This is a genomic window from Rhodococcus sp. KBW08 (assembly GCF_003852455.1).
Classification (GTDB): domain Bacteria; phylum Actinomycetota; class Actinomycetes; order Mycobacteriales; family Mycobacteriaceae; genus Rhodococcus_F; species Rhodococcus_F baikonurensis.
Genome location: NZ_QAJJ01000007.1, coordinates 40,594 through 62,807 on the forward strand (window position 1 = coordinate 40,594; position 22,214 = coordinate 62,807).

Consider the following 22,214-nt stretch of genomic DNA (forward strand, 5'->3'; position numbering starts at 1 on the left):
TGGACAAAACTTGGATTCGTTCGAGTACGCACGTCAAGAACCACCCAAGCGCGTTCGGACATCCTTCCCTTGACCGAAGACGGATGAGGAAAGGAAAGCCATGAACCTTCAGACCCCCACGCTCGACGCCGCGGCCGAATCACTGCGCGCAGAGGTGACCGGCTCCGTCGCCCTGCCGGGTGAAACGGGATACGAGTTGGCGACTCCGTGGAATGTTGCGGTCCCGGTCACTCCCGGTGCCGTGGTGGCTGTCGAGAACGCGCAGGACATTGTTGCGACTGTGCGATTCGCGGCGAAGCTTGGCCTGCGCGTCGGTGTTCAGCGCACCGGCCACGGCGCGGTACCCCTCGGCAACGACGTTCTGCTCGTTCACACCGGCAGGCTCACGGAGTGCGTCATAGATCCCGAAAACCGCACTGCCCGAATCGGCGCCGGCTTGATCTGGCAGGACGTCATCGACGCCGCCGCTCCCCATGGCTTGGCGCCCCTGGCAGGTTCTTCACCCACCGTCGGAGTCGCCGGCTTCCTCACCGGTGCCGGCATCGGCCCGATGGTGCGCACGTACGGACTGTCCTCCGATCACGTCCGTTCATTCGACATCGTCACCGGCAGCGGTGAACTCATTCATGTCACTCCCGACGAACATGCCGAACTGTTCTGGGGGCTACGCGGAGGAAAGGCCACTCTGGGAATCGTCACAACCATCGAGATCGACCTACTACCCATCACTCACTTCTACGGCGGCGCGCTCTATATCGACGGCGCAGATGCAAGCGTGGTTGCCCACGCGTGGCTGGATTGGTGCGCCGACTTGCCCGAACACAGCTCGACCTCGATTGCCTTTCTGCAACTTCCGCCCCTTCCACAGGTTCCGCCGCCGCTGGCCGGCAGGCTCACCTTCGCTGTCAGATTCGCAAGTCTTGCCGAGGAATCCGATGCCACGCCACTGATCGACCGAATCCGTTCAGTCGCAACACCACTGATCGACACAGTCGGCGTGCTGCCGTACGCCGCCGTCGGGGCAGTGCATGCCGATCCTGTCGACCCAATGCCGACGCACGAATCCACGGCATTGACCACCGACCTGTCACACGAGGCTGTCGACGCACTGCTGGCCGCTGTCGGCCCCGGGTCCGGTTCACCGCAAACAGTCGTCGAACTACGTCTTCTCGGGGGCGCCCTCGCACGAGAACCGAAGCACCGCAGCGCCTTCTGTCATCGCGATGCCGCTTTCACGTTGTTCACGGTCGGCGTTCTCGCCCCACCGATGTCGGACGCGGTTGTCCCGCACGCCGAGGCTCTCAGTCGCGCAATGGCGCCCTGGACGAACGGGTGCGCTCTCCCCAACTTCGCACCGAGCGTCGACCCGGAGAAGATTGCCCGCACCTACGACGAGGACACCGCTCACTGGCTCAGCGCATTGGCGAACACGCATGACCCACAGGGAGTTCTGGCCGTCGGCCAGGTCATGCGCCGGATTTCGTGAACTTCGCCAACTCTCGCAATCGGACCAGATCCCAGGCATGCCTGGGGCGGCGTACCCCGGGACGATCTTTCGGGACGCGGACGCGGAGTGCCTGCGGGCTGACCGTGCACCGAACCGGAGTGCGCATCACCAGAGCTTCGCCGTCGACGCCGACCGGAATTTCGTCGGTGTCGGCGTCGACGATCACCTCGAATCCGGTGCCCTGAGCCAGACCGTGTTGATGTGCCCGATGGAGCAACCCGACGGCCTGGCGGGCGCTGCCGACGGAGATCGCGACGATGCCGAGAGTGCCCCGGTCCAATCGCGGCCGATGGCCGAGCCCCGCCAGGTCGTTCATCTCGTACGGTCCGTTGCTGACCAGCACAGCCTGTGGGCCCACGGCAGACAGGCTTGCGGAGCGCGCGGTCAGCACCGCTCCCGCACGTCCGGCGAGCAGATCCGGGAGTTTCTGCAGAAAGGTGCTGGTCTTGGCGTCGCGGTACTCCGGACTCTGGACAACTTCGGCGTATGCCCCGAACGATGCGTTGTTGACGAAGGTTCGACCGCCGACATTTCCCAGATCCACGGTGATCTCGACGCCGTCGACAAGAGCGTCGAGGCACCGTGACGGATCGTCGAGGTCGAGACCCAGGTCCGCGGCGAAATGATTGCGCGTCCCGGCGCTGACGACCAGGAAGGGCAGGTCGTGTTCGGCCGCAACAGCGGCAACCAACCCCTGAGTTCCGTCGCCACCGGCAACACCGAGTAGGTCGGCGCCGTCCGCGACCGCTTGCCTGGCCAGGGCCGTCACGTCGATCTTCTCCGGCCCCTCGAGCAGTGCGACCGTGGCTCCCCGTTCCTCGGCCTTGCGTTTCAAGTCGAACTTCTCGACCTTGCCACCGCCGGAGTTCGGGTTCATCACGAAGAAAGGCTTGACGGGCGGCGGCGCCGGTCGCTCGACTACCGGCAGTTCCTTCTCCTCCCCCTCCAAAGCGGTGCGAGCGCAGATACCGGCTATGACGAACAACCCGATCGAGAGCAGCACCACCCACAGGAGTCGTTCGCGGACCAGGAAGGCGAGCACCACGATCGGTGTCAGAACCGCCACGGCCAACGAGATCCAGCGGAGAAATCCGCGGGTGGTCAGAAACCAGTACACCGCTACGACGCACACGACCACCCCACCGATCCCCAGGATCAGCATGGTCAAGGTCTTCAGTCCGGCGAAAATCAGGAGCACCACAACTGCAAGAACCAGCGCCGCAAATGCCGCACGTGCCAACCAACTCTGTTTCGACGAGGGCCGATCCGTGTGGGCAGGGGTCGTCATCGAACCACCTCCCCGCGATTGTCATTTCGGCCGGTACTTCGACGCTATCCCTTCGACGCAGGCCAGTCACCTACCGGAAGAAATCCCACGAACGAGCACTGCTATTTTATGACGACACCTCGTCATAAAAAGGAGAAGGCCCATGACAACACCGACGTCCGCAGCATGGGGATCCTCGGAGGAGCCTCTGACCTTGGCGCGGAAAGCCGGTCTTCACGGGCTGCGATGGATGGCCTGGCTGGCCGGCGCGACTGGCCTCGCACAATTGGTGTCGACCGGGCTGAACTTCACCGACACCGTCCGCGGAGTCGCGCCGGCCACCTACCCGACGGTGGACGTGGTGTGCAGTGTCGTGGCGCTCGTTCTTCTGGTCAGCCTGCTTGTCGGCCGACCCGACGGCCCCGCGATGTTGTCGGGTCTCGCCCTCCTCATGGCCATGCTGATGGCGCCGACTCTCCACAAACATGCACCCGAGTCGCTCTGGCTGGCGGCGGCACACGCCGTCGCGGTCGTCGGCGTCATCATGCTGTCGGTGATGACTTCGCGGTTCTCCAGTGCCGAGTTGGATCGGCCGTGACACCGGATTCACCCCTCGCGCTTGCGGCCGAAGAATGGATCACTGATCTGACTGCCGCGGAGATGGAGCGATTGCGCAAACGCACGACCCTCACCGCCGCCGAAGAGCAAGAGGTCTGTCGATCCGTGCGCTCGATCGCGCAGCAGATGATGCTCGTACCCGTCTCGATGTGGCAGGGTGATCCACGCCTTGTTGCGGATCTGTTCGACCTCCCCGTGACCGTGAATCAGACACAGGAGGAACGACCATGCCGAAGCTGACCGGTGGCGCGACAACTGCGGAGCACAAGATTGCTACCCGAGAAGCCATGTTGGACGCGTTCATTCACGAACTTCACGAGCAGGGCTGGCAGAACGTGAAGCTGCAGACCGTGGCTCAGGCAGCCGGCGTCTCGCGGACAGCGGTGTACAACTACTTCCCCGACAAATCTGCATTGCTGCTTGCGTGGTCCACCCGCGAGATGGATAGATTCCTGCTCCTGGCCGAACGAGAACTCGCGGATCGCGAGAATCCTGTCGACCGAATCGAGATCCTCGTCAAACTGACACTCGTCGAGTTCTCACTGCAGCGATTCACGGGAATCGCTTTGGCCGAATTGTTGTCAGCGCAGGATCGCGAAAACTTCCTCGAACATATTGTCCCCCTGTCTGATCTGGTCGAACAACTCGTCCAGGAAGGTATCGACGCTGGCACTTTTGTCGATTCGGACGCCGGCGCTACGGCGCAACTCATCCTCGCCTGCGTGGAGAGCCGACGGCCGATGCTCATGGCCGGTGATCGAGTGGACAGCGTCGTGGCAACCACCGTCCCGTTCATCATGCGCGCGTTGGGCGTCTCGTGGCCGACTTCCCTCACCGCCGATCCCACCGATCGGCCTGCTCACGATCGGTAGGATCGCAGGTATGCACTTCGACCTCCCGCCCATCGATCAGCAGGCCGAGCGATTGATCGAACTCGGGGTACACGAGATGGCCGGACTTTCTGCGGGCGACGTCAGGGCAGCCGCCGCAGCCGGACAGGGCGATGTGGGACTGCTTACCGTGCACGAAAGACTCGCTCCAGCTTCTGTTTTGGCTTCACTGCTCGAACACAAGAACAAGCGGGGCTTCATCGTCGTCGACATGGCCGACGTCGATCTGTTCGCTCCTACCGAGCCTGCCGCGTTGCCTGACACCGCGATGTATCTGCTCGGTGAAGTCGACCGCGGGGATCACCTGGCCAATTGGAGCCCGGACGAAGCACTGCCTGCAATCGTCGAGGCGGACCGGACGCCGCTGACACTCACCGAAGGCATCCACTGGCTGCTGCAGCGCCCCGACGTCCTCGAACGCGGAAAGTGCTTCATGACGATCGGTTCCCGGTTGCGCAAGCCCGATGGATCTTTCGACACCAGGACTCCCGCCGTGTGGATCAGCAACGGAACCGGTCGCGACGGCAAAGACAACCGCAACGCCCCGAAGGTCGGGTGGTGCTGGTGGGGCAACCGCCACACGTGGTTGGGGTTCGCATCGGCGAGCGACCGGGTACCGCTCCCGAACTAGAGCACGGTTGCGCGGTCGAATCGGTACCGATCCTTCCACGGCATCTCGGCCTCGAGCATTGCAGCAGCAGAGAGCAATTCCGCGTCGCAACCCCACTTCGCCGAAATCATCACACCGAGCGGAACGCCGTCTTCCGTCCAACCGAGTGGCAGACTGATCGACGGGAAACCGGTTGCATTGGCGACGACGGTGTTTCCGGTGAATGCAACCATGTCGATCAATTCGGTCGCGGGATCTTCGTCGTTGCGCAACTCCCCGATCGCGAGCGGAGGCTTCGTCACCGTCGGGGTGACTACAAGGTCGGCGTCGGCGTAGTCGAGGCTCCATCGCCGCGCCCAGGCTTGAACAATTCCGATTGCCGCGGCCAGATCGCCCGACGGCACCCCGCTTGCTTGAACTCGCAAGTGCTGCACTATCGGACGGAGAAGGTGCTCGTACTCCTCCGGGATCGGCTTGGTGCCGGCCAAGGACGAGAACATCTTGACGAACGCATCGACGAAAACATCATCGCGGGCTTGAGGTCGCTCGAACACGTTGTGCCCCAAGCTCTCCAAAACACTGCCGACCTTCGATACAGCGTCCGAGAGTTGCGGATCCACGACTCCGCCGGAGACCGATCCATGCGCTAGAGCGACAGTCAAGGGCCGAGCGCGCACTCCCCCAGCCTGTACGACGAACTCTTCGAACGACTTCGGCCGCGCCGGGTGGATAGTTCCGGCGCCAGGTCGCGTCGCCAGAACGTCCAGCAGCGCAGCGGTATCGCGAACCGTCCGGGCGATCGGCCCTTTGCTCGCAAATCCGAAGTTGTCATGCCCCGCCACGCCCATCGTGATCAAACCGCGGCTCGGCTTGAGGCCAACCACTCCGCACGTACTCGCCGGAGAACGCAACGACCCCGCCGTGTCGCTTCCCTGCGCAAACGGAACCAGACCAGCTCCGACGGCGGCTGCGGCGCCACCACTGCTGCCGGCAGCACTTCGTGTGCGATCGAACGGACTGCGGGCAGGCGGAGCAACTTCCGGCTCGGTGTAACAGGCTGCCCCGAACTCGGGCACCGTCGTCTTACCGATGTCGATCAGTCCACCTTCTCGGATCGCCTCGACGATCTCGTCGTCAGCGTCCGGCACGAAGTCGCGAAAGAGCGCCGATCCGAAGGTCGTGCGAATGCCGCGAGTAGCGACAAGGTCTTTGATTGCCGTCGGAACGCCGAACAGGCGCGGAAGGGGCCCGGCGTCCCGCTCGTCCAACCTGCGCTGTGCTTGTTCGGCGAGGGCGACTGCGTGCTCCCCGGCGATCGTCGTGAAAGCACCGACGTCGTCGGAAGTGGTCGCACGGTCGACGAAGTACCTGGTGACTTCGGGAATCGAGACCTGCTTGGCGGCGATCACACCGGCAAGTTCGACGGCGGACAGTTGGTGGAGATCAGTCATCGGGCAGCGCTCCTTGTAGGTCAATAGACACTTGTAATTTCGATACGCGTATCGCTATTGTTGTCAGCATGGTATCCGAATCCGCCAGCTCTGCAAGGGCCGGTCGACCAAAAGCATTGAGTCACAGACAGATTCTCGATGCCGCGGCAGAGATCGCCGATACGGACGGCCTGGATGCGGTGTCATTTCGAGTGCTCGCCGAACGACTCGGCATATCGCCGATGTCCGTCCACCGCACAACTGGTGGCATCGACGCCTTGAGGCGAGATCTGATCTCGACTCTCGTAGGCGAAGCCGTCTCGTCAATCGACTGGCCGACCGACTGGCGCGGGGTTGCCCGCACGTTCGCCTACGGCCTCCACGATCTCCTGATGCGCCATCCCCTGGTCCTGGAAGCCCATCGGCAGGCATCACTGGAAGCACCCGGGGCCGACGATACTGCCCACCGAGTCGTGAACGCCCTTTCCTTGGCCGGCCTCGAGGACGAACAGGCCACGTACGCGTACGGCGCACTACACGATTTCGTCACCGGACACGTCGCAATTCAATTGGGACGCGGCGCTTTCGACAGCGCACCGGCCGATCGACGCGAGGCATCGGTGTTCGCGCTTCATCACGATCCCACCCGAAGGTTCGAGTTCGGAGTCGCCCTCATCCTGGACGGGGTGGCGTCGATCGCGCAGCAAGGAAACACACCATGACGAGCAGCGTGCCCACAACCGAAATTCGCGACGCCTCGGGGCGTCGTATCGCATTCTGTGAGTACGGCGATCCGACTGGCCACCCGGTAGTCGTGGCCCACGGATCACCTGGCAGCCGATACGAGGGGCTCTCACTCCACAACGCGGCTGCGACGGCAGGCATACGGCTGATTGTCCCTGATCGACCCGGCTTCGGACGCACGGATCCTTACACGGACAAGGGATTTCATTCCTGGGACGACGACTACGTCACCCTGATCGATCACCTCGAGGTGGACTCGGCCACACTGATGGGTTTCTCCGGAGGCGGCGGTTACGCGCTCGCAGTCGCTGCAGCCGTTCCCGAACGAGTCTCGAAACTGGTGCTGGCGTGCGCCATGATCCCCGGGGCGCCGCGAGATACTTTGCGACGCAGAATAAAACTGGTATCCGCGCTGTATTTTGCCGCCAACTGGGCTCCCCGCATGGCCGGCGCAATGCTCGCGGGAACCGGAGTGTTCTCCAAGCTACGCAGCGACTCCGTCTCGATCTGGCCGGCCGCCGATCAAGCTGTCATGACCGACGAGTCGCATCGTCCCGCTCTCCAACTGGATTCATCCGAAGGGATCGCGCAGGGCGGGTCAGCTGCGGTTGTCGACTTGGCTCGGTATCGCCACGAGATGCCAGGATTATTTCAATCTATTTCGGTACCAACGGTTTTCCTACACGGAACCGAAGACGGAAACGTACCCATCGAAGTAGCCCGCTGGGCACACTCTTCGATCTCCCACTCACGCTTCGAAGAAGTCAGCGGGGGCGGGCATCTGTTCGTAGTCGCGGACCCCACCCCACTGATTCGCACCCTCAGATAATTCCCTTGACTCGAACGCATGTTCGAGTATGCTTTGGGTAGGGGATCGGGGGATTCAATGAGTGTCTATCTGTCGGACGTGGTGTCGGGTTCTGCGGTGGGGTTGCGTGGACGTCTGTGGCAGTTGACGGCTTCTGAGTTGCGGGCTGCTGCTATCGAGGCGAGTGCGGAGATTCTGCGTCTCGAGGCTGTTCGGGTGGCGGTGGTCGACGAGTTGTCGTTGCGTCCGGATGATCAGGTGATCGCCAGCCGCGGGGTGGGTGCCTGGTTGGCAGCGAACACAATGCTGCAAGTTCGGGACGGGAAGAAGATCGCCGCGTTGGGTGCAGCGCTGCGGCCGTTTCCGGCAGTGGCGGCTCGGTTCGATTGCGGGGATTGTTCGTTCGAGCACGCCGTGTTGATCGTGGCGTTCTGCGAGTCGCCTCCGAAGGGGATGCCGGACGAGGCGTTGCCTCGCTGTATCGATTTGTTGTTGGCGGCTGCGTCGGGTGTGGAGGCCACGACCACGAAGGTGCGGAACGTCATCGCGACGTTGGAGCGAATCTTCGAATCCGATGAAATTCCGCCAGCCGAAGACGTCGACCGCAACGAACTCCGCATCGCCTCTACCTTGAATGGTCGGGTGGTAGTGCGCGGGGATTTCGACGCCCTCACCGGCGAAATGCTGCTCTCCGCCCTGTCGAACCTGACGATGCCGACCCCGGCACCGGACGGAACCCCGGACGCAAGGTCGGCGGCGAAGCGGACCGCGGACGGGTTCACCGAACTGATCCGCCGCTATCTGGACTGCGCCAAGACCGGCATGGATGGTGGGCAGCGTCCGCACGTGAACGTGCACATCAATGCCCGCGATCTCGCCGAGCACCGCGACTGCGCAGCATCTGCCGCTGCCGCTGATGCCGACGAAGGCACACTCGATCTAGATCTGTCGGATCTCGATGTCGGGCACATGCCGTGGCTGGGACCACTGTCGGTGTCGCAGACCAGGCTTCTCGGGTGCGACTGCTTCCTCTCGACCGTCTTGCTCGATGATCACGGAGCGCCGTTGGATGCGAAACCCGGGAAGCGGTTGGTCACCGCCGAACAACGCGTCGCCCTGATCGCGAGAGATAAAGGCTGCGCGTTCCCCGGCTGTACGTGTGTGCCCGCCTGGACGGATGCGCACCATATTCGGCACTGGGCCAACGGCGGCCCGACGGTGATGAACAACCTGGTCCTGCTGTGCCGTTCACATCACCGGTTGATGCACCGAAAATCCGGGTTCGTCGGCAAGTGGGAGATCCGGATCGGGGTCGACAACAAGCCGTGGTTCATTCCGCCGCCGTCGATCGATCCGCAGCGGCACCCGCGGCCGGCGAACACCACCTTCAAAACCTGAGAAGAACTCGGGCACAACCGAACATAGCCGAGCACCGCATCGAAGAAGACCTCGATGCGGTGCCAAAAGTCATGCTCAGCCCAAGTCGGCGACAATCCGCTCGGCGAGTGGCCTTGACGAAGCTGGATTCTGGCCGGTGTAGAGCTTGCGGTCCACCACGACATAAGGCGACCACGCCTCAGCCTTCGAGAATTTGCCGCCCAATTCGCGTAGTCGAGTTTCGAGCAGCCACGGAGCCTTGTCCGCCAGACCAGCCTGCGTCTCCTCTTCGTTGGTGAACGCGGTCAGCTGATAGCCGTCGAACAGCCAGCTTCCATCGGATCTCTGGGCCGGCAGGAGTGCCGCCGGCGCGTGACAGACCGCCGAGACCACCTTGTCCGCGTCCAAGAAGTTCACGAGAAGCTCACCGAAGGATGCCGACACCGCAAGATCCTCCATCGGTCCATGTCCACCCGGTACAAAGACCACGTCGTAATCGGCGGCATCGGCGTTCTCCAGAATCTCCGGCGAATCGAGCACCGGCTGCAGATCGGCGATGTACTTGCGCAAACGGTCGGCACCTTCTTGCCCGCCGTTCACCTCGGGCGCCAGGCTTCCCTCGTCCACAACGGGAGCTTTACCGCCAGGCGTCGCGATCACGATGTCGTAGCCGGCGTCGACGAAAACGCGATGCGCCTCGACCAGCTCTTCCGCCCAGTACCCGGTCGGGTGGGGTGTTCCGTCCTTCAGCGTCCAGTGATCTGCAGAAGTGACCGCAAACAACAGCTTTGTCATCGCGCAACCTTTCGTCGGTAACAGGAACCCAGTGGTGACAAGACACCATCGTCAAGGCCCGATCAATGAAACAACGTCCAGTCAGTGCAACACGCAGTCCTTGTGAGAATTCCTCACCACCGCAGAATCACGTCACCCACTAGGTCCCGATCGGCTTGCCGAACAGGCCTGCGACGAGTTCACCAACCGCATCCACCCAGACTGGCCAGGTCCTCTGATCAAGCGCCATAGATCCAGCGTCGAAGGTGCTGCATCCCTGTTGGTCAGGGACACCAGCGAACCGATCACGAAGCCACAGTAGAGCACTCGGCAATGCGACGACTTCCATGCTGACGTGCTCACTGAAGTGGTCTCTGGTGTAAACGACACTCGCAGAAGGATCTTGGCAATAGGTGTCGACAAGCTTGTTCACCGGGCCCACAGGCACCAACCAGTCGGGATTCGACTGATAGATGTACATCGGCACATCAGGAACCGACTTGCCCATGGCAGCTCGGGAGAGCGCGGCTCTCACCGTGGGGTGTTGGACGGGATCTCCCGGGACATCGAGGAAACCTTTGATGTTGAGGAAGGGCACTGCAGCCGACGTCCAGAGCATGCACAGGTTGTCCTTGGCAGCGAAAAGCGCTCGGCCGGCGTGGTTTATGTGCTGATCGATGAAGCCGGCAAGTTCCGAATCCTCTCGGCTCACTCCGATGACACCGGCAGCGACGATCCCGGCCCCTAGAGCGTTGTTGGCATTGTCGAGCAAAGCGCCGAGATCCGCGGCAACGCCACCTTCGGCGACTCCGACGATGTTCAGTTCCGGCGCGTACGCCTGCCGTATTTCAGCTGCGTGACCGGTAGGAATCGATCCACCCGAGTATCCGAGCAGCCCTACGCGAGTTGACCGCCCTTGCAGCTCCATGGGTTCGAAGTTCTCAGCGGCACGAATACCGTCGAGCGTGATCCGGGCCGCTACGGGGCCGGAGGCGAAGGAAGAATTGGGTCCCTGATGATCGGGCACCGACAATGCCCAGCCCTGCGCCAGCGCCGCCTGCACTTCGAGGAACTGAGTCCCACCGGTCGCAGCGCCCGTCACCAGCCACGGCAACGCGCCTTGCTGCATGACATACGAAGGTGCGCAGTAGCTTCCGAGTGAATCTTCTGCCATCTGAAAGGACAGCAGTGGACGCGGCCGTCCATCGCGAGTGTCGCCGCGTGGCTTGATCACTGTGGTGACAGCTGGAATCGCTTCACCTGCAGCATTATTGGATCGATACGAGATCTGCCACGCATCCACGTTGGCCGGAATCAGATTGAGAGTGCCGAGATTAACCGCACGGGCGGCGATGATCTCACCCGGATCCCTGGCTTCGACGACCCCGACAGGCGGTTCGTAAAAGGCCTGGTCCAGTTCAGGCAATGGCGGTGCAACCGCAGGCGGCAGGGCAGGCTGGACCTGAACTTGGGTGGGAACACCTTCGTCCGGCGCCGCTGAGGCAGGTGCCGAAAGCCCGATCTGCCCGATTACTGCAATCACGGCAATAGCCAAGCCCCCGCGTTGTCGGTCAGTTGTCCAGCGTCGTCCCATACCAATTCCTCCCCGGAAAAGCGCAGATTGCCTTGTGTTGCCGCAGTTCTCGTCACGAGCACACAAGTTAGATGCGAGTGTCTAACATAGTGAGGACGAGAGTAGAGCGTTGTGGGCTGGATTACAATCCCCTGGTGTTCGTGACCTATTCGCCGGCACGAAGGGGTGCGTCGTCAATCAACGCATTCAAGAGCACCGTCATCAGATCGACCAGTACCGACACAGGAGGACGAGGCTCCGTAGTGCTCCACTGATGCACCAGCGCGGTAAGCGCGCCGATGAAGGCGGTGGACGCCCATCGGTAACCACCCGGCGGTTCGTAATCGTCGCCCACAATCCCTTTGATGATCGATTCGAAAAACGTTGCCCAGACCGAACGTTGGTCCACGCGATGCTTTTCCACGCGAGGACTGACACCTACGACGTCGATGAAGGCAACGTGTGCGCGTTGTGGGTCACTTCCGACCGACTCGACGAAGGCGGCCATGGCCGTTGCTGCCTTGTCACGGAGATTGACCGAAGGCTCCGCATCGAGTGCGTCGACCATTGCAATTCTGGCGTCGAGTTGAATCTGGTCATACAGCGCGAGGAGTAGATCCTCGCGACTGCCGAACTCGTCGTAGAACTGCCTTCTGGCCAGACTCGCGGACGCACAAATGTCTGCCACCGAGCTTCCGGCATACCCCTTGTCTGCAAACACGCTGAGAGCAGCATTCAAGAAGAGGGAACGGCGTTCGGCCTTGCGAGCCGCGACCGATCTTCCGCCATAGTTTCTGTCCGTTTCAGCGATTGCCACGCCTGCCAGAGTATGCGGCATCGTGCCGCACACAAAACGCATCTGACCTGCTGTGTAGTTCCTTCACCGCCACCACTGGCGCACTGGCACGGCAGCTCGATCAGGCCAATACGAATGCCACGGCAAAAAGAGTCCAGGCGGCCGCGAGAACCGTCGACGCAGCGGTAACGACCCCAGTCACCGCAGGTCGAGTACTGCGGTTGCGTGCCGCGATGATCCCGATCGTCATCAAGGTCAGCGCCATCAGGAATGACAAAACCACGATCTTCATCAGCAACCCCTTCGACGTCGGTCAACAGAACCGGAGACTATTTAGATAGTACACAAATAGATCGTGCATTAATCAAACTACGAATCTGTCAGGGAGTTCTTGACAAATTTCGAGATGCCCTGTCAGGCTAGTCCTGACGAAAGGAGAACTTCTCATGGAAGACCTGATCGAACGCGCCCTGACTGCGAAGGTCGAGACCGCCGCGATCACTACGGTCAACGCCGCTATCACCGAGGCCGGCACTCAGGCAGACAAGATTGTCGGAACGGACCCTTTACCTGGCAGCGCTGAGTGGGAGGCGGAACAGGACACCGATATCCCGGCGCAGCGTCAGATGGCGTGGCAGTTGGTCTGTTTCCGGATTCAGCTCGCAGCGGGTATCGATTCGACGGCAAGCGTCATGAGCCTGCGTAGATTCGGCGCAACGTGGACGACCATAGGCCGGGCGGCCGGAATGACTCGTCAGTCCGCGCATGAACGGTGGGGTCGACGCGTCTCGGACATGCTCGATCCTTATGGAGTAGGAATGCCGCCCATGGTTCCTGACGACGATCCGTCGCAGGCGTGACCACTCATCGCAGATCCGGGAGTAGTGCATCCGCCTTCGCGACCAGAACTGCACGCTCACGCTCGTTCCCGGCCAGCCGAGCGGCTTCGAGGAGTTCGGTCCTAGCCTCCTCGGATCGGCCGAGCTGACTGAGCAACTCGCCTCGAACGCTCGGAAGCAGGTGGTAACCGGCTAACTCACCTGAAGCGACAAGCTTGTCGACGAATTCGAGCGCCGGGGCCGGACCGTAGGCCATCGATACCGCCGCCGCATGATTGAGGTCGACCACAGGTGAGGGTGCCAGTTGCGCCAAAGCCTCGTAGAGGATGACGATCTTCTTCCAATCGGTGTCCTCGAAAGTTGCTGCTCGCGCGTGGCATTCGGCGATTGCGGCCTGCAAGCCGTACGGGCCGCGTCCACGCCCGACGGCGTCAGCCCGTTCCAGCGCCGCAAGTCCCCGTGAGATCTGTAGGCGGTCCCACCGAGTCCGGTCTTGGTCGGCCAGCAGAATGGGCTCACCCGTCGAGGTAGTCCTGGCACCGAATCGCGAGGCCGTCAGCTCCATCAACGCGACGAGGCCGTGCACCTCGGATTCCCCCGGCACCAGCTCGGCCAGTATCCGCGCGAGCCGCAGCGCTTCTGCACTCAGATCCGCACGCATCCACTCGTCCCCCGAACTGGCTGCATAGCCTTCGTTGAACACCAGGTACAGCACTCCGAGTACGGCGCCCAACCGCTTCGAAAACTCTTCTCGCCCTGGAACTTCGAATACCGCTTTCGAAGCAGTCAATGTCTTCTTCGCGCGCACGATTCGCTGCTGCACCGTCGCTGTCGGCGTCAGGAACGCTTTGGCGATCTCGTCCGTGGTCAACCCACCCACCACCCGAAGAGTCAAGGCTACCTGCGCTTTTCGATTCAACACGGGGTGGCAGGCGATGAACATCAGCCGAAGGACGTCGTCGTCGATGCGATCCGGATCCCAGCTGACGTCGTCGAAGTGCGAAGCGTCGTTTTCGAGTTCGCGCGCAAACTGGGCGTAGCGCTCGTCCAACCTCTCACGTCGTCGCCACCCGTCAATTGCCCGTCGTGTCGCAACAGATGTCAGCCAGGCAGCGGGATTTCGCGGAACCCCGGTGGCAGGCCACTGCTCGACGGCTTCGAGCAGAGCCTGCGCGGCCAGGTCCTCGGCAAGATCGAGATCTCCGACGGTGCGAGTCAACGTGGCGACGATCTTCGCGGATTCGATTCGCCAAACCGCGTCGACAGCCGTTCTCGTTGCTTCTCGCACCGCCTCGTCGGTCATGGTTCAGCCTGCGACCGGGCGATCGGTACCGAGTTCTTCACGCCAGCCGGCCTCTTTCTGGATGTACTCGTTGTCCTGATCGAAGTCCGACATCTCACTCACCCGACGCACTTCGAGCTTGCTTCCCGGCCCCAACGGGCAGCGCTTTGCCCACTCCAATGCTTCGTCCTTGGTCGAGGTCTGAATGATCCAGAATCCCGAGAACAACTCCTTCGTCTCCCCGTACGGGCCGTCGGAAACCAGCGGAGGATCGGATTCGAAGTCGACGATGAATCCCTCCTCCATGGCCAGTCCCTCACCGGCCAGCAAGACACCTGCCTTGATCAGGGACTCGTTGTACTGCCCCATCGCAGCGATGATCTCGTCGAAGTCCATGTCCTTGGATGCTTCGATGGCCTCGTCGGTGGAACGCATGATCAGCATGTACTTCATGGGAATCTCCTTCGTTTGTGGGCCGTTCCGTTCGGCCCCTCTGCCTACACGTCGAACGGCACACTCACCGATCGACAAACTTCCGAAACTAATTTTCCGAGGACATAACCGCCGGTCGAGATACGCTGCCCACGGTATCGGCAGACGAGCCGTCGGGCCGGTCAGAAGTCGAGAAATCCCGGCACAACTTCACGTGCGAGCCCAGTCGCGTCAGTGCTCCCGTAGAAATACGCCGACCCGTAACCGAATAGGTACTCCTCTACGAACTCGGGGTGGGACTCGTCGACTACCGGCCACCCCTCCTCATTGATCTGGAACAGGAACCTGTGTCCGTCCGCCTCGACGGCAGTGGCGTAGGACGGTTCGTTCTGGATGAGCACCGGTTGCGGAGCTATCCGCACCAACGGCATCACGTCGTCGTCCGGAGGAATCCTGATCAACGCCGCGCTGCCCAGGCCCTCGTGGGCGCCCGACGATTCCGCACTTCGCGATGACGGTGGGTGCAACACAGCCCGGACCCCGATGTTCGGGTATTCGAGGTCGTCGTCGCCGATGGTGAAACCTCGACGGATGAAAACCGAAAGCTCTCGCTCACCGAGCCACCGCGCCGTGTGTGCCCCGAGCGTCAAGAGATAATCATGCGTCTGCAGAATCGGCTGAGCAGCGAAAACCTGCGGCGGGCGTCCACCGATCCTGGCTCCAACTTCCGAATCGCTCGAACCCACCCCGAGATGTACTCTGTCCACCGGCGCCATCCTAGGGAGATCCGACGGGTGTCGGACAGAGACTCCCCAATTTCCTACAAACCACCGGTGCCGCGAGCCCATGCAAGCTCGATGATGGGTGCATGACAACATTTCCCACTATCGACCCCGAGCTCGCCGCAGCAATCTCCATGTTGCCGAATATCGACTTCACGGACGTCCTTAGCGCTCGGACCATGTTCGACGGGCTGATCCGCACCATGTTGGCCGACCGGTCGTTCGACGGAGTCGTGCTTCACGAACTATCCGCGCCTGGTCGAGGCAGCGATCCGGAGGTCCCGATTCGCTTCTTCACTCCGGATAACGCCGCCGGCCCTGCCCCTGTCCTTCTCTGGATCCACGGCGGCGGATTTGCAGTCGGCACAGCAGAATCCAGTGACCCTTTCTGCATCCAGGTGGCACGCGAACTCGGATTCGCAGTTGCCAGCGTGGAGTACCGCCTCGCTCCTGAGACGCCTTTCCCCGGCCCCCTCGACGACTGCTACGCCGCCCTCCTCTACATCCACTCCCACGCCGAGGAACTAGGTGCAGATCCCAACCGCATAGCAGTCGGAGGCCAGAGCGCGGGGGGCGGACTTGCCGCAGGCACGGCACTGAAAGCCCGCGACGAGGGCGTTGTACCCGTGGCATTCCAATTCCTCGAAGTCCCTGCTCTCGACGACCGCCTGGAAACGGTCTCGATGACGAACTTCGTCGACACACCAGGATGGACCCGCCCCAAGGCCATCCTGTCGTGGAACTACTACCTCGGCGAGTCGTATTCAGGCCCCGAAGATCCTGACGTTTCTATTTACGCTGCACCGTCCCGGGCCACCGACCTCACAGGTCTGCCGCCGACCTACCTCTCCGCCATGGAACTCGACCCGCTCCGCGACGAAGGAATCGAATACGCCCTTCGGCTGCTGCAAGCGGGAGTCAGCGTGGAATTGCACTCGTTCCCCGGAACCTTCCACGGGTCGGGATTTATCGCGACCGCAGCGGTCAGCGAAAGGGGTGCCGCCGAAGCCCTCACTGCGCTCCGGAAAGGGTTGCATTCGCTGTCACCGGTCTCGTAGCGTTGCAAGATGCAAGGACTGATGTACCGGCTTGCCGAGCTCGACGCAGACTCGGCAGGCCTGGTACGTGTGATCGACTACTTCGACTCCCTCGTACGTCACGGCGCCGACACGGCGTCCCTGCTGCGCGCAAGCGCACAGTTGGCGGATTGTGTTGCGGGTATCGAGATCGTGGAACACGGTCGCAGCAAGAAGAACTTGCGCCGTTGTGACCCGCGCGGCCGATGGTCACCCGAACCTCAGCTCCCACCGAGTATGGCCAGAGACATCGCTGTAGACGATGACGTTCTCGGGACGGTATGGATCGAGCGAGCCGGGACGAGCTTGCCGCTCGACGAAATGCTGGTGGACCGGATGGCCTTGACCGCCGCGATAATCCTGCAACCACGACGGTTACCTACCGTGGCCGAGCACAGTCGAAATTTGTTGTTCCCGATGGATGAGCTCGCGGTGCTCACCTCGTGTGCCGGTCTCGGTATCGAACCCCATACACCAGTCCGTGTAGTGGCAACCAAGGCAGTCTCAGACACAGCTGCCAGCAGTGCACGCCTTGTTATTTCGCAAGATTGCACACCTGGCAAAGCCGCTGGGATAGAAGCTGATGGCGAGTATCTGAATCTCGTGGCGGGTTCGTTCGCACCGACACCCGAGCTGTCCGAGGCAGCGCTCTCATCCTCCGTCCGCGCCGGAATATCCTTGGCCGCAGCCGCTTCCGAGGTGCATACCGTTGTCGCCACTGCACGATTCGCTCGCACACAGGCGTCAGCGACAACACCGATCGTGAACGCGGACGATCTCGGCGCCCTCAACCTCCTGGCACCGGGAGCGCGGATTGATCACTCTAAAATTCCGGATCTAGTTCTCGCCAAGGAGATCGGCAGTACCAAGCAGGGATTCGAACTGCTGGAAACCTTGAGGACATATCTGCGATCCGGAACATTGAGGGCCGCAGCCGATGCCATGCATCTTCATCACAGCAGCGTCGCGCACCGATTGTCGAAGCTGTCCCAGCACGTCGGATTCCACGTCGACACCCTCGAGAACCGAGCACGCGCAACGGCCATGATGCTGGTCCTCGATAGCGGATAACGCCCACCCCGCATCTCATGCGCTACGCAGTCATTGACGATCTTTCACGTTCAGCGAGCGCCACAAACGGCGCAAGCGCCGGATTCGGATTATCCGGGCGGTAGGTCACTGCAACGTCGAGAGTTGGTTGCTCACCGGCGATCTCACATAGATGTATACCTGGGATCCGGAGCATCCGTGCCCTGCCCTGGGGGATCGGCGCAATACCCACCCCATCCGCGACGGCGTGGAGGACCTGCTCGTCGTCAGCTTCGAAGCGAACGATATCCGGAGTGCTGTTCGGCCAAAGTTGTTCGAGCGTATGGGAATACATTCCAGGTGCATTCTCCTCGGGCCAGAACACAACGGGGACGTCCATCAGATCTCCGAGTTCGAGTGTCGCTCGGCCCCCGAATGGATGGTCTACAGGAACCGCAACCAGTATCGGTTCCGAATCGAGGACAATCAGGGGAAGTTCGCGATCACCGTCATCGAGTGGCGGGCGCACAACCGCGATGTCTACCGCTCCGCTTCGGACGAGATCAACTGTCTGCGCTGAAGTGCCACGATGGACGACGACCTCCACGCCCGGGTACAGCTTTCGATAGGTGCTGACCAGATCCGCGACTGCGCCGCCTGCCCACGAGCGGGTGTACGCGATGCGCAGTTCCCCATCCACACCACGCGCGGCCAACCGAATTCGTTCGACCGCCCGGTCCGCACACCCGAGCAAAAAGCGCGCCTCTCGTACCGCTACCCGGCCGGCGTCGGTGAAGGTGAACTGTGGACCACGACGATCCACCAACGGCACCCCGAGTTCGCGCTCGAGCACCTTGATCTGCTGACTGAGCGCCGACTGCGCTACGTGGACGTTCGCTGCGGCGCGAGTGAAGCTGCCGTGATCCGACAGAGCGATCAGATAACGGGCGCGCTGCAGGTTCATACGGCGATTATAAGAAGAACAGATGGTCGTGTCACTACTTGGTCTTGGACACGGCATCACCTGAGGTCGGAGGATCGAGTTCACGGAAGTTCCACCGCTTGTCTTCCGAAGAATTGTCACCCGATCGATCACAAGGTTGCACATGAACCCCCGAACACTCACGGAACCACGCGAACCTGCAACAGATGCGAGGCTTCTCGATGCCCTCGCGGAGATCGTCGGCCAAGCGCACGTCCTCACCGATCCCGAACTGATCGAGGGCTACACACGCGACTGGACGGGACGTTGGATCGGCGACGCGATCACGGTCATTCGACCGGGCAACACTTCCGAAGTGTCTGCGGTGCTTCGAGCCTGTTTCGACGCGGGGGTTCCCGTCACACCTCAAGGCGGAAACACCGGACTGGTCGGGGGCGGAATCGCCTCGGCTGGGTCCGTGGTGCTGAGCACCAGACGTCTAGAGACGATCGAATCCGTCGATCCCATCGGCCGGACAATCGCAGCCGGCGCCGGCGTGACCGTTGCCCGCGCCGACCTTGCTGCCTCTGCACACGGACTTCGATTCGGAATCGACTTGGCATCAAAGGAATCGGCGACACTCGGCGGCATCGTCGCGACCAATGCCGGTGGAACACGCATGGTCCGATACGGAAATACACGGGCGCAGATCCTCGGCATCGAGGCAGTACTCGCCGACGGTTCCGTCCTGAGCAGGTGGACGCCACTCGTCAAAGACAACGTCGGCTACGACATTCCAGGGCTACTCGCCGGCAGCGAGGGAACTCTTGCCGTCATCACCAAGGTCTTGATGAAGCTGGTCACCCCCGCGACCGACACCCAGGTTGTGCTCGCCGGTGTGCGCGACGTCGATCAAGCGCTTCATTTGTGTAATCGCGTGCGTCAGAGCGGATTGACCGTCGAAGCCGCCGAGATCATGACTGACGACGGCATCTCCCTCGTTTGTGCACACACCGATGCACGTCGCCCGTTCGGCACCCCTTCACCGATGTACACACTGATCGAGGTTTCGTCGCCGCGCGAGACGGAAGAGTCGCTCCTGGAGGTTCTCTCCGACTCTGCCGATCTCATCGAGGACGCGACTGTAGAGCCTGGTCCGGCGCGGAAGCTGTGGACCCTGCGGGAAAGCCACACCGAAAGCATCAGCGCTTCGTCGACGACGCCGGTGGTCAAACTCGACATCTCCGTCCCCCTGTCCGTGATGGGAACGTTCATCGAAAGCCTCCGAGAGACGTTGGTCGATCGTTTCCCCCTCGTTCGACCAATCCTGTTCGGGCACTTCGCCGACGGAAACATTCATGTGAACCTTCTGGATGCGGAGCCGAGGGTCGCCCACGAACTGACCGATACGGTGTTCCGACTCGTCGCCGCCCACCATGGAAGCATCAGCGCCGAGCACGGGATTGGTCGCGCGAAGTCGCCGTGGATATCGCTGGGGCGCACTGAGGCCGATATCGCCGCAATGCAGTTGATCAAATCGTCCTGGGATCCACGTGGAATCCTCAATCCTGGAATACTGTTGCCGGAAAAGGTGTAAGCAAAGGGGACTCGTGCAGGATCTTTACGTCGTCACTCATCCTCATGCCGAACACACCGCGCAGGATGTGGTCGGGGGTTGGCACAATTCGGTTCTCACGCCTGCCGGCCGGCGTGATGCAGAAATGATCGCCGAAGAGATGAAGCGTCGACGCACAGGAGCTTCGCGCCCGATCTGCATCACCTCGTCCGACCTCGAACGATGCTCTGAGACATCCGCAATCATCGCCCGGACACTCGAAGTTCCGGCGACAACAGACTCTCGATTGCGCGAAATCAGCTTCGGAGAAGCAGAAGGGCGCCCGAACTCCTGGCTGGCCCAGCGGCAGGTCCCGGCTCCCGACGACAACCGCCTCGATCACCGTGGCCCCGTTGCCGGTGCCGAGACCCGCCGCGAAATCGCGTCGAGGGTCGGCGAATGCGTTCACGAATTGATGACCGACCTCGACCACGACCACATCGTCGTAACACACGGCTTTGCACACACATTCGTCATCTCCGCCTGGTTGCAGATCCCCGTCGAAGCCGCAGGGTTTGCAACCTTCGCGACCACGCCCGGTGCAATCACCCATCTCCGACACGACGACTACTGGCGCAACCGAACCCTCGCGCAACTAGCCGATACGTCGCACCTGGACTGTGGCACGATGTCCTGATGCGCCATGTCTCCGACGACGAACGCCGTGCACGCATGGGCATACGTCATGCGCTGGCTCCCGCATTCCTCGTCGATTCTCCCGAAGCTGCGACCAATGCCATGACGGTGCTTCACGCCACCGAGTCGGCGACGGTCTACCTGTCCTGCTGGGCGAGGGTTCGGTCGTTGGACGCCGCCGACGTCGACCGCGCCCTGTACGAGCAGCGAAGCCTCGTGAAGCAATTGGCAATGCGCCGCACACTCTTCACTTTTCCCCGAGACTTGCTGCCGGCCGCGTGGTCGAGTGCGTCCGCCCGGGTCGCCAACACCGAGCGTGCTCGAATGTCCAAGGACGTAGTCAAAGCCGGACTCGCCGTCGACGGCAACGACTGGCTCGATCGCGCACGCTCCGAGGTACTGTCACTGCTGGCCGATGCGCCTGAAGGGCTTTCAGCAGTCGACGTCCGTCAGGCGGTGCCGATGATCGATGTGAAGGTCGAGGGTTCGGCAGGTGAAATCTGGTCGGCACCCAGGGTTCTCACTCACCTCGGGGCCACCGCAGACATCATGCGCGGCACCAACACCGGACGCTTCCCCACCTCGCGCCCACTGTGGACTCTTACTCGGCACTGGCTCGACGACGCCCCCGTCGCTCTCGAATCCGTTGACGTCGAACCCGCAGACGGATACCGAGAAATAGTCCGACGCTGGCTCTACACCTTCGGGCCGGGGACGGAAGACGACATCGTCTGGTGGTTGGGCTCGACGAAGACGGTCGTCCGGGCTGCCCTCGCCGAACTCGATGCCGTTGCAGTCACACTCGACGGCGGTGGCACAGGCTGGTTGCTGCCGAACGACGTCGCGGAGGTAGGGGATCCCGGTCCTTGGGTGACGCTCCTGCCCGTGCTCGACCCGACGATCATGGGCTGGAAGGGCCGCGACTTCTATCTCGGACCGCACCGCAACCAACTCTTCGACACCCGCGGCAACGCCGGTACCAGCGCATGGGTCGACGGCCGCGTCGTGGGCTGCTGGATCCAGGACGAAGCCGGGGTCGTCCATCTGCGCCTCATCGAACCCGTGTCAGCGTCTGCGCGGCGCTCTCTGGAGGCCGAAGCGGCCCGACTCACCGAGTGGCTGGGCGGCGTCAAAATCGGTACCGGGTACGTCTCACAAGCAATGAAGCAGGCGGCCGGCGTTCTTGCCGCCAGGTCCTGAGAACACG

Annotated in this window: 24 protein-coding genes; 14 read left to right on the forward strand and 10 right to left on the reverse strand. The window is 62.1% G+C overall.

The genetic code is table 11. The features are described from left to right. The first annotated feature begins 100 nt into the window (after positions 1-100). On the forward strand, positions 101-1,486 hold the full coding sequence (locus DBV08_RS08760) for an FAD-binding oxidoreductase (protein WP_124567175.1): 1,386 nt from the start codon (positions 101-103) through the stop codon (positions 1,484-1,486). On the opposite strand, the gene DBV08_RS08765 is transcribed toward DBV08_RS08760, so the two are convergent. Next, the gene (locus tag DBV08_RS08765; RefSeq protein WP_124567176.1) at positions 1,467-2,795 is read right to left on the reverse strand and encodes a diacylglycerol kinase family protein; all 1,329 of its coding nucleotides are present in this window, start codon (positions 2,793-2,795) and stop codon (positions 1,467-1,469) included. The genes DBV08_RS08760 and DBV08_RS08765 overlap by 20 nt on opposite strands. 142 nt (positions 2,796-2,937) lie before the next feature. On the opposite strand from DBV08_RS08765, the gene DBV08_RS08770 reads away from it, so the two are divergent. From DBV08_RS08770 to DBV08_RS08785, 4 genes are read left to right on the forward strand one after another with little or no spacing between them, the layout of a single operon-like run. After that, complete coding sequence (locus DBV08_RS08770) at positions 2,938-3,372, forward strand: hypothetical protein (RefSeq protein WP_124567177.1); 435 nt, start codon at positions 2,938-2,940, stop codon at positions 3,370-3,372. Continuing rightward, positions 3,369-3,632: a hypothetical protein gene (locus DBV08_RS08775; RefSeq protein WP_124567178.1), complete on the forward strand. Its 264-nt coding sequence runs from the start codon at positions 3,369-3,371 to the stop codon at positions 3,630-3,632. The genes DBV08_RS08770 and DBV08_RS08775 overlap by 4 nt, the downstream gene beginning before the upstream one ends. Then, positions 3,620-4,264, forward strand: coding sequence for a TetR/AcrR family transcriptional regulator (locus DBV08_RS08780; protein WP_124567179.1), 645 nt, complete (start codon positions 3,620-3,622; stop codon positions 4,262-4,264). The genes DBV08_RS08775 and DBV08_RS08780 overlap by 13 nt, the downstream gene beginning before the upstream one ends. A gap of 10 nt (positions 4,265-4,274) precedes the next feature. Next, positions 4,275-4,913 carry a DUF5701 family protein gene (locus DBV08_RS08785; protein ID WP_124567180.1) on the forward strand — a complete coding sequence of 213 codons (639 nt, stop codon included), beginning with the start codon at positions 4,275-4,277 and terminating at the stop codon, positions 4,911-4,913. Here the strand turns inward: DBV08_RS08785 and DBV08_RS08790 are convergent. Beyond that, positions 4,910-6,343: an amidase gene (locus DBV08_RS08790; RefSeq protein WP_124567181.1), complete on the reverse strand. Its 1,434-nt coding sequence runs from the start codon at positions 6,341-6,343 to the stop codon at positions 4,910-4,912. The two genes, DBV08_RS08785 and DBV08_RS08790, sit on opposite strands and share 4 nt — an antisense overlap. A 68-nt stretch (positions 6,344-6,411) precedes the next feature. Between DBV08_RS08790 and DBV08_RS08795 the strand changes: the two genes are divergently transcribed. From DBV08_RS08795 to DBV08_RS08805, 3 genes are read left to right on the forward strand one after another with little or no spacing between them, the layout of a single operon-like run. Then, entirely contained in the window at positions 6,412-7,044 is a 633-nt protein-coding gene (locus DBV08_RS08795; protein ID WP_260395404.1) for a TetR/AcrR family transcriptional regulator, read from the forward strand. After that, the gene (locus DBV08_RS08800; RefSeq protein WP_124567182.1) at positions 7,041-7,895 is read left to right on the forward strand and encodes an alpha/beta fold hydrolase; all 855 of its coding nucleotides are present in this window, start codon (positions 7,041-7,043) and stop codon (positions 7,893-7,895) included. Before DBV08_RS08795 ends, DBV08_RS08800 begins: the two co-directional genes overlap by 4 nt. A gap of 57 nt (positions 7,896-7,952) precedes the next feature. Continuing rightward, entirely contained in the window at positions 7,953-9,272 is a 1,320-nt protein-coding gene (locus DBV08_RS08805; RefSeq protein ID WP_124567183.1) for an HNH endonuclease signature motif containing protein, read from the forward strand. A 75-nt stretch (positions 9,273-9,347) separates the two neighbouring features. Here the strand turns inward: DBV08_RS08805 and DBV08_RS08810 are convergent, their stop codons facing one another. The 4 genes from DBV08_RS08810 to DBV08_RS32265 form a co-directional block, all read right to left on the reverse strand. Then, positions 9,348-10,046, reverse strand: coding sequence for a type 1 glutamine amidotransferase domain-containing protein (locus tag DBV08_RS08810; protein WP_095971771.1), 699 nt, complete (start codon positions 10,044-10,046; stop codon positions 9,348-9,350). Between the two features lie 139 nt (positions 10,047-10,185). Continuing rightward, on the reverse strand, positions 10,186-11,619 hold the full coding sequence (locus DBV08_RS08815; RefSeq protein ID WP_124567184.1) for a lipase family protein: 1,434 nt from the start codon (positions 11,617-11,619) through the stop codon (positions 10,186-10,188). 145 nt (positions 11,620-11,764) lie between these two features. Next, positions 11,765-12,457, reverse strand: coding sequence for a TetR/AcrR family transcriptional regulator (locus tag DBV08_RS08820; RefSeq protein ID WP_124567185.1), 693 nt, complete (start codon positions 12,455-12,457; stop codon positions 11,765-11,767). 58 nt (positions 12,458-12,515) lie between these two features. Beyond that, positions 12,516-12,686, reverse strand: a complete 171-nt coding sequence (locus tag DBV08_RS32265; protein WP_166809936.1) for a hypothetical protein — start codon at positions 12,684-12,686, stop codon at positions 12,516-12,518. A 154-nt stretch (positions 12,687-12,840) separates the two neighbouring features. Between DBV08_RS32265 and DBV08_RS08825 the strand changes: the two genes are divergently transcribed. Further along, positions 12,841-13,254, forward strand: a complete 414-nt coding sequence (locus DBV08_RS08825) for a hypothetical protein (RefSeq protein ID WP_124567186.1) — start codon at positions 12,841-12,843, stop codon at positions 13,252-13,254. 4 nt (positions 13,255-13,258) lie between these two features. Here the strand turns inward: DBV08_RS08825 and DBV08_RS08830 are convergent, their stop codons facing one another. The 3 genes from DBV08_RS08830 to DBV08_RS08840 form a co-directional block, all read right to left on the reverse strand. Continuing rightward, a complete protein-coding gene (locus DBV08_RS08830) occupies positions 13,259-14,536 on the reverse strand; it encodes an RNA polymerase sigma factor (RefSeq protein ID WP_124567187.1) in 1,278 nt (425 codons plus the stop codon). A gap of 3 nt (positions 14,537-14,539) precedes the next feature. Next, positions 14,540-14,968: a YciI family protein gene (locus tag DBV08_RS08835; protein ID WP_007735729.1), complete on the reverse strand. Its 429-nt coding sequence runs from the start codon at positions 14,966-14,968 to the stop codon at positions 14,540-14,542. Positions 14,969-15,129: 161 nt separating this feature from the next. Continuing rightward, a complete protein-coding gene (locus DBV08_RS08840) occupies positions 15,130-15,723 on the reverse strand; it encodes a hypothetical protein (protein WP_124567188.1) in 594 nt (197 codons plus the stop codon). 92 nt (positions 15,724-15,815) lie between these two features. Here DBV08_RS08840 and DBV08_RS08845 point away from each other — a divergent pair, with 92 nt between their 5' ends. Then, positions 15,816-16,787, forward strand: coding sequence for an alpha/beta hydrolase (locus tag DBV08_RS08845; protein WP_124567189.1), 972 nt, complete (start codon positions 15,816-15,818; stop codon positions 16,785-16,787). Positions 16,788-16,796: 9 nt separating this feature from the next. Continuing rightward, positions 16,797-17,876 carry a helix-turn-helix domain-containing protein gene (locus DBV08_RS08850; protein WP_240952060.1) on the forward strand — a complete coding sequence of 360 codons (1,080 nt, stop codon included), beginning with the start codon at positions 16,797-16,799 and terminating at the stop codon, positions 17,874-17,876. A gap of 22 nt (positions 17,877-17,898) precedes the next feature. Here the strand turns inward: DBV08_RS08850 and DBV08_RS08855 are convergent, their stop codons facing one another. Continuing rightward, the gene (locus DBV08_RS08855; RefSeq protein WP_124567190.1) at positions 17,899-18,798 is read right to left on the reverse strand and encodes a LysR family transcriptional regulator; all 900 of its coding nucleotides are present in this window, start codon (positions 18,796-18,798) and stop codon (positions 17,899-17,901) included. Between the two features lie 142 nt (positions 18,799-18,940). On the opposite strand from DBV08_RS08855, the gene DBV08_RS08860 reads away from it, so the two are divergent. The 3 genes from DBV08_RS08860 to DBV08_RS08870 are packed head-to-tail and all read left to right on the forward strand — an operon-like array spanning position 18,941 to position 22,207. Next, positions 18,941-20,353 carry an FAD-binding oxidoreductase gene (locus DBV08_RS08860; protein ID WP_124567191.1) on the forward strand — a complete coding sequence of 471 codons (1,413 nt, stop codon included), beginning with the start codon at positions 18,941-18,943 and terminating at the stop codon, positions 20,351-20,353. A 13-nt stretch (positions 20,354-20,366) separates the two neighbouring features. Further along, positions 20,367-21,008 (forward strand): histidine phosphatase family protein, encoded by a 642-nt coding sequence (locus DBV08_RS08865; protein WP_124567192.1) that lies wholly within the window; start codon positions 20,367-20,369, stop codon positions 21,006-21,008. Continuing rightward, the gene (locus DBV08_RS08870; protein ID WP_124567193.1) at positions 21,008-22,207 is read left to right on the forward strand and encodes a winged helix DNA-binding domain-containing protein; all 1,200 of its coding nucleotides are present in this window, start codon (positions 21,008-21,010) and stop codon (positions 22,205-22,207) included. The genes DBV08_RS08865 and DBV08_RS08870 overlap by 1 nt, the downstream gene beginning before the upstream one ends. Positions 22,208-22,214: the final 7 nt, after the last annotated feature.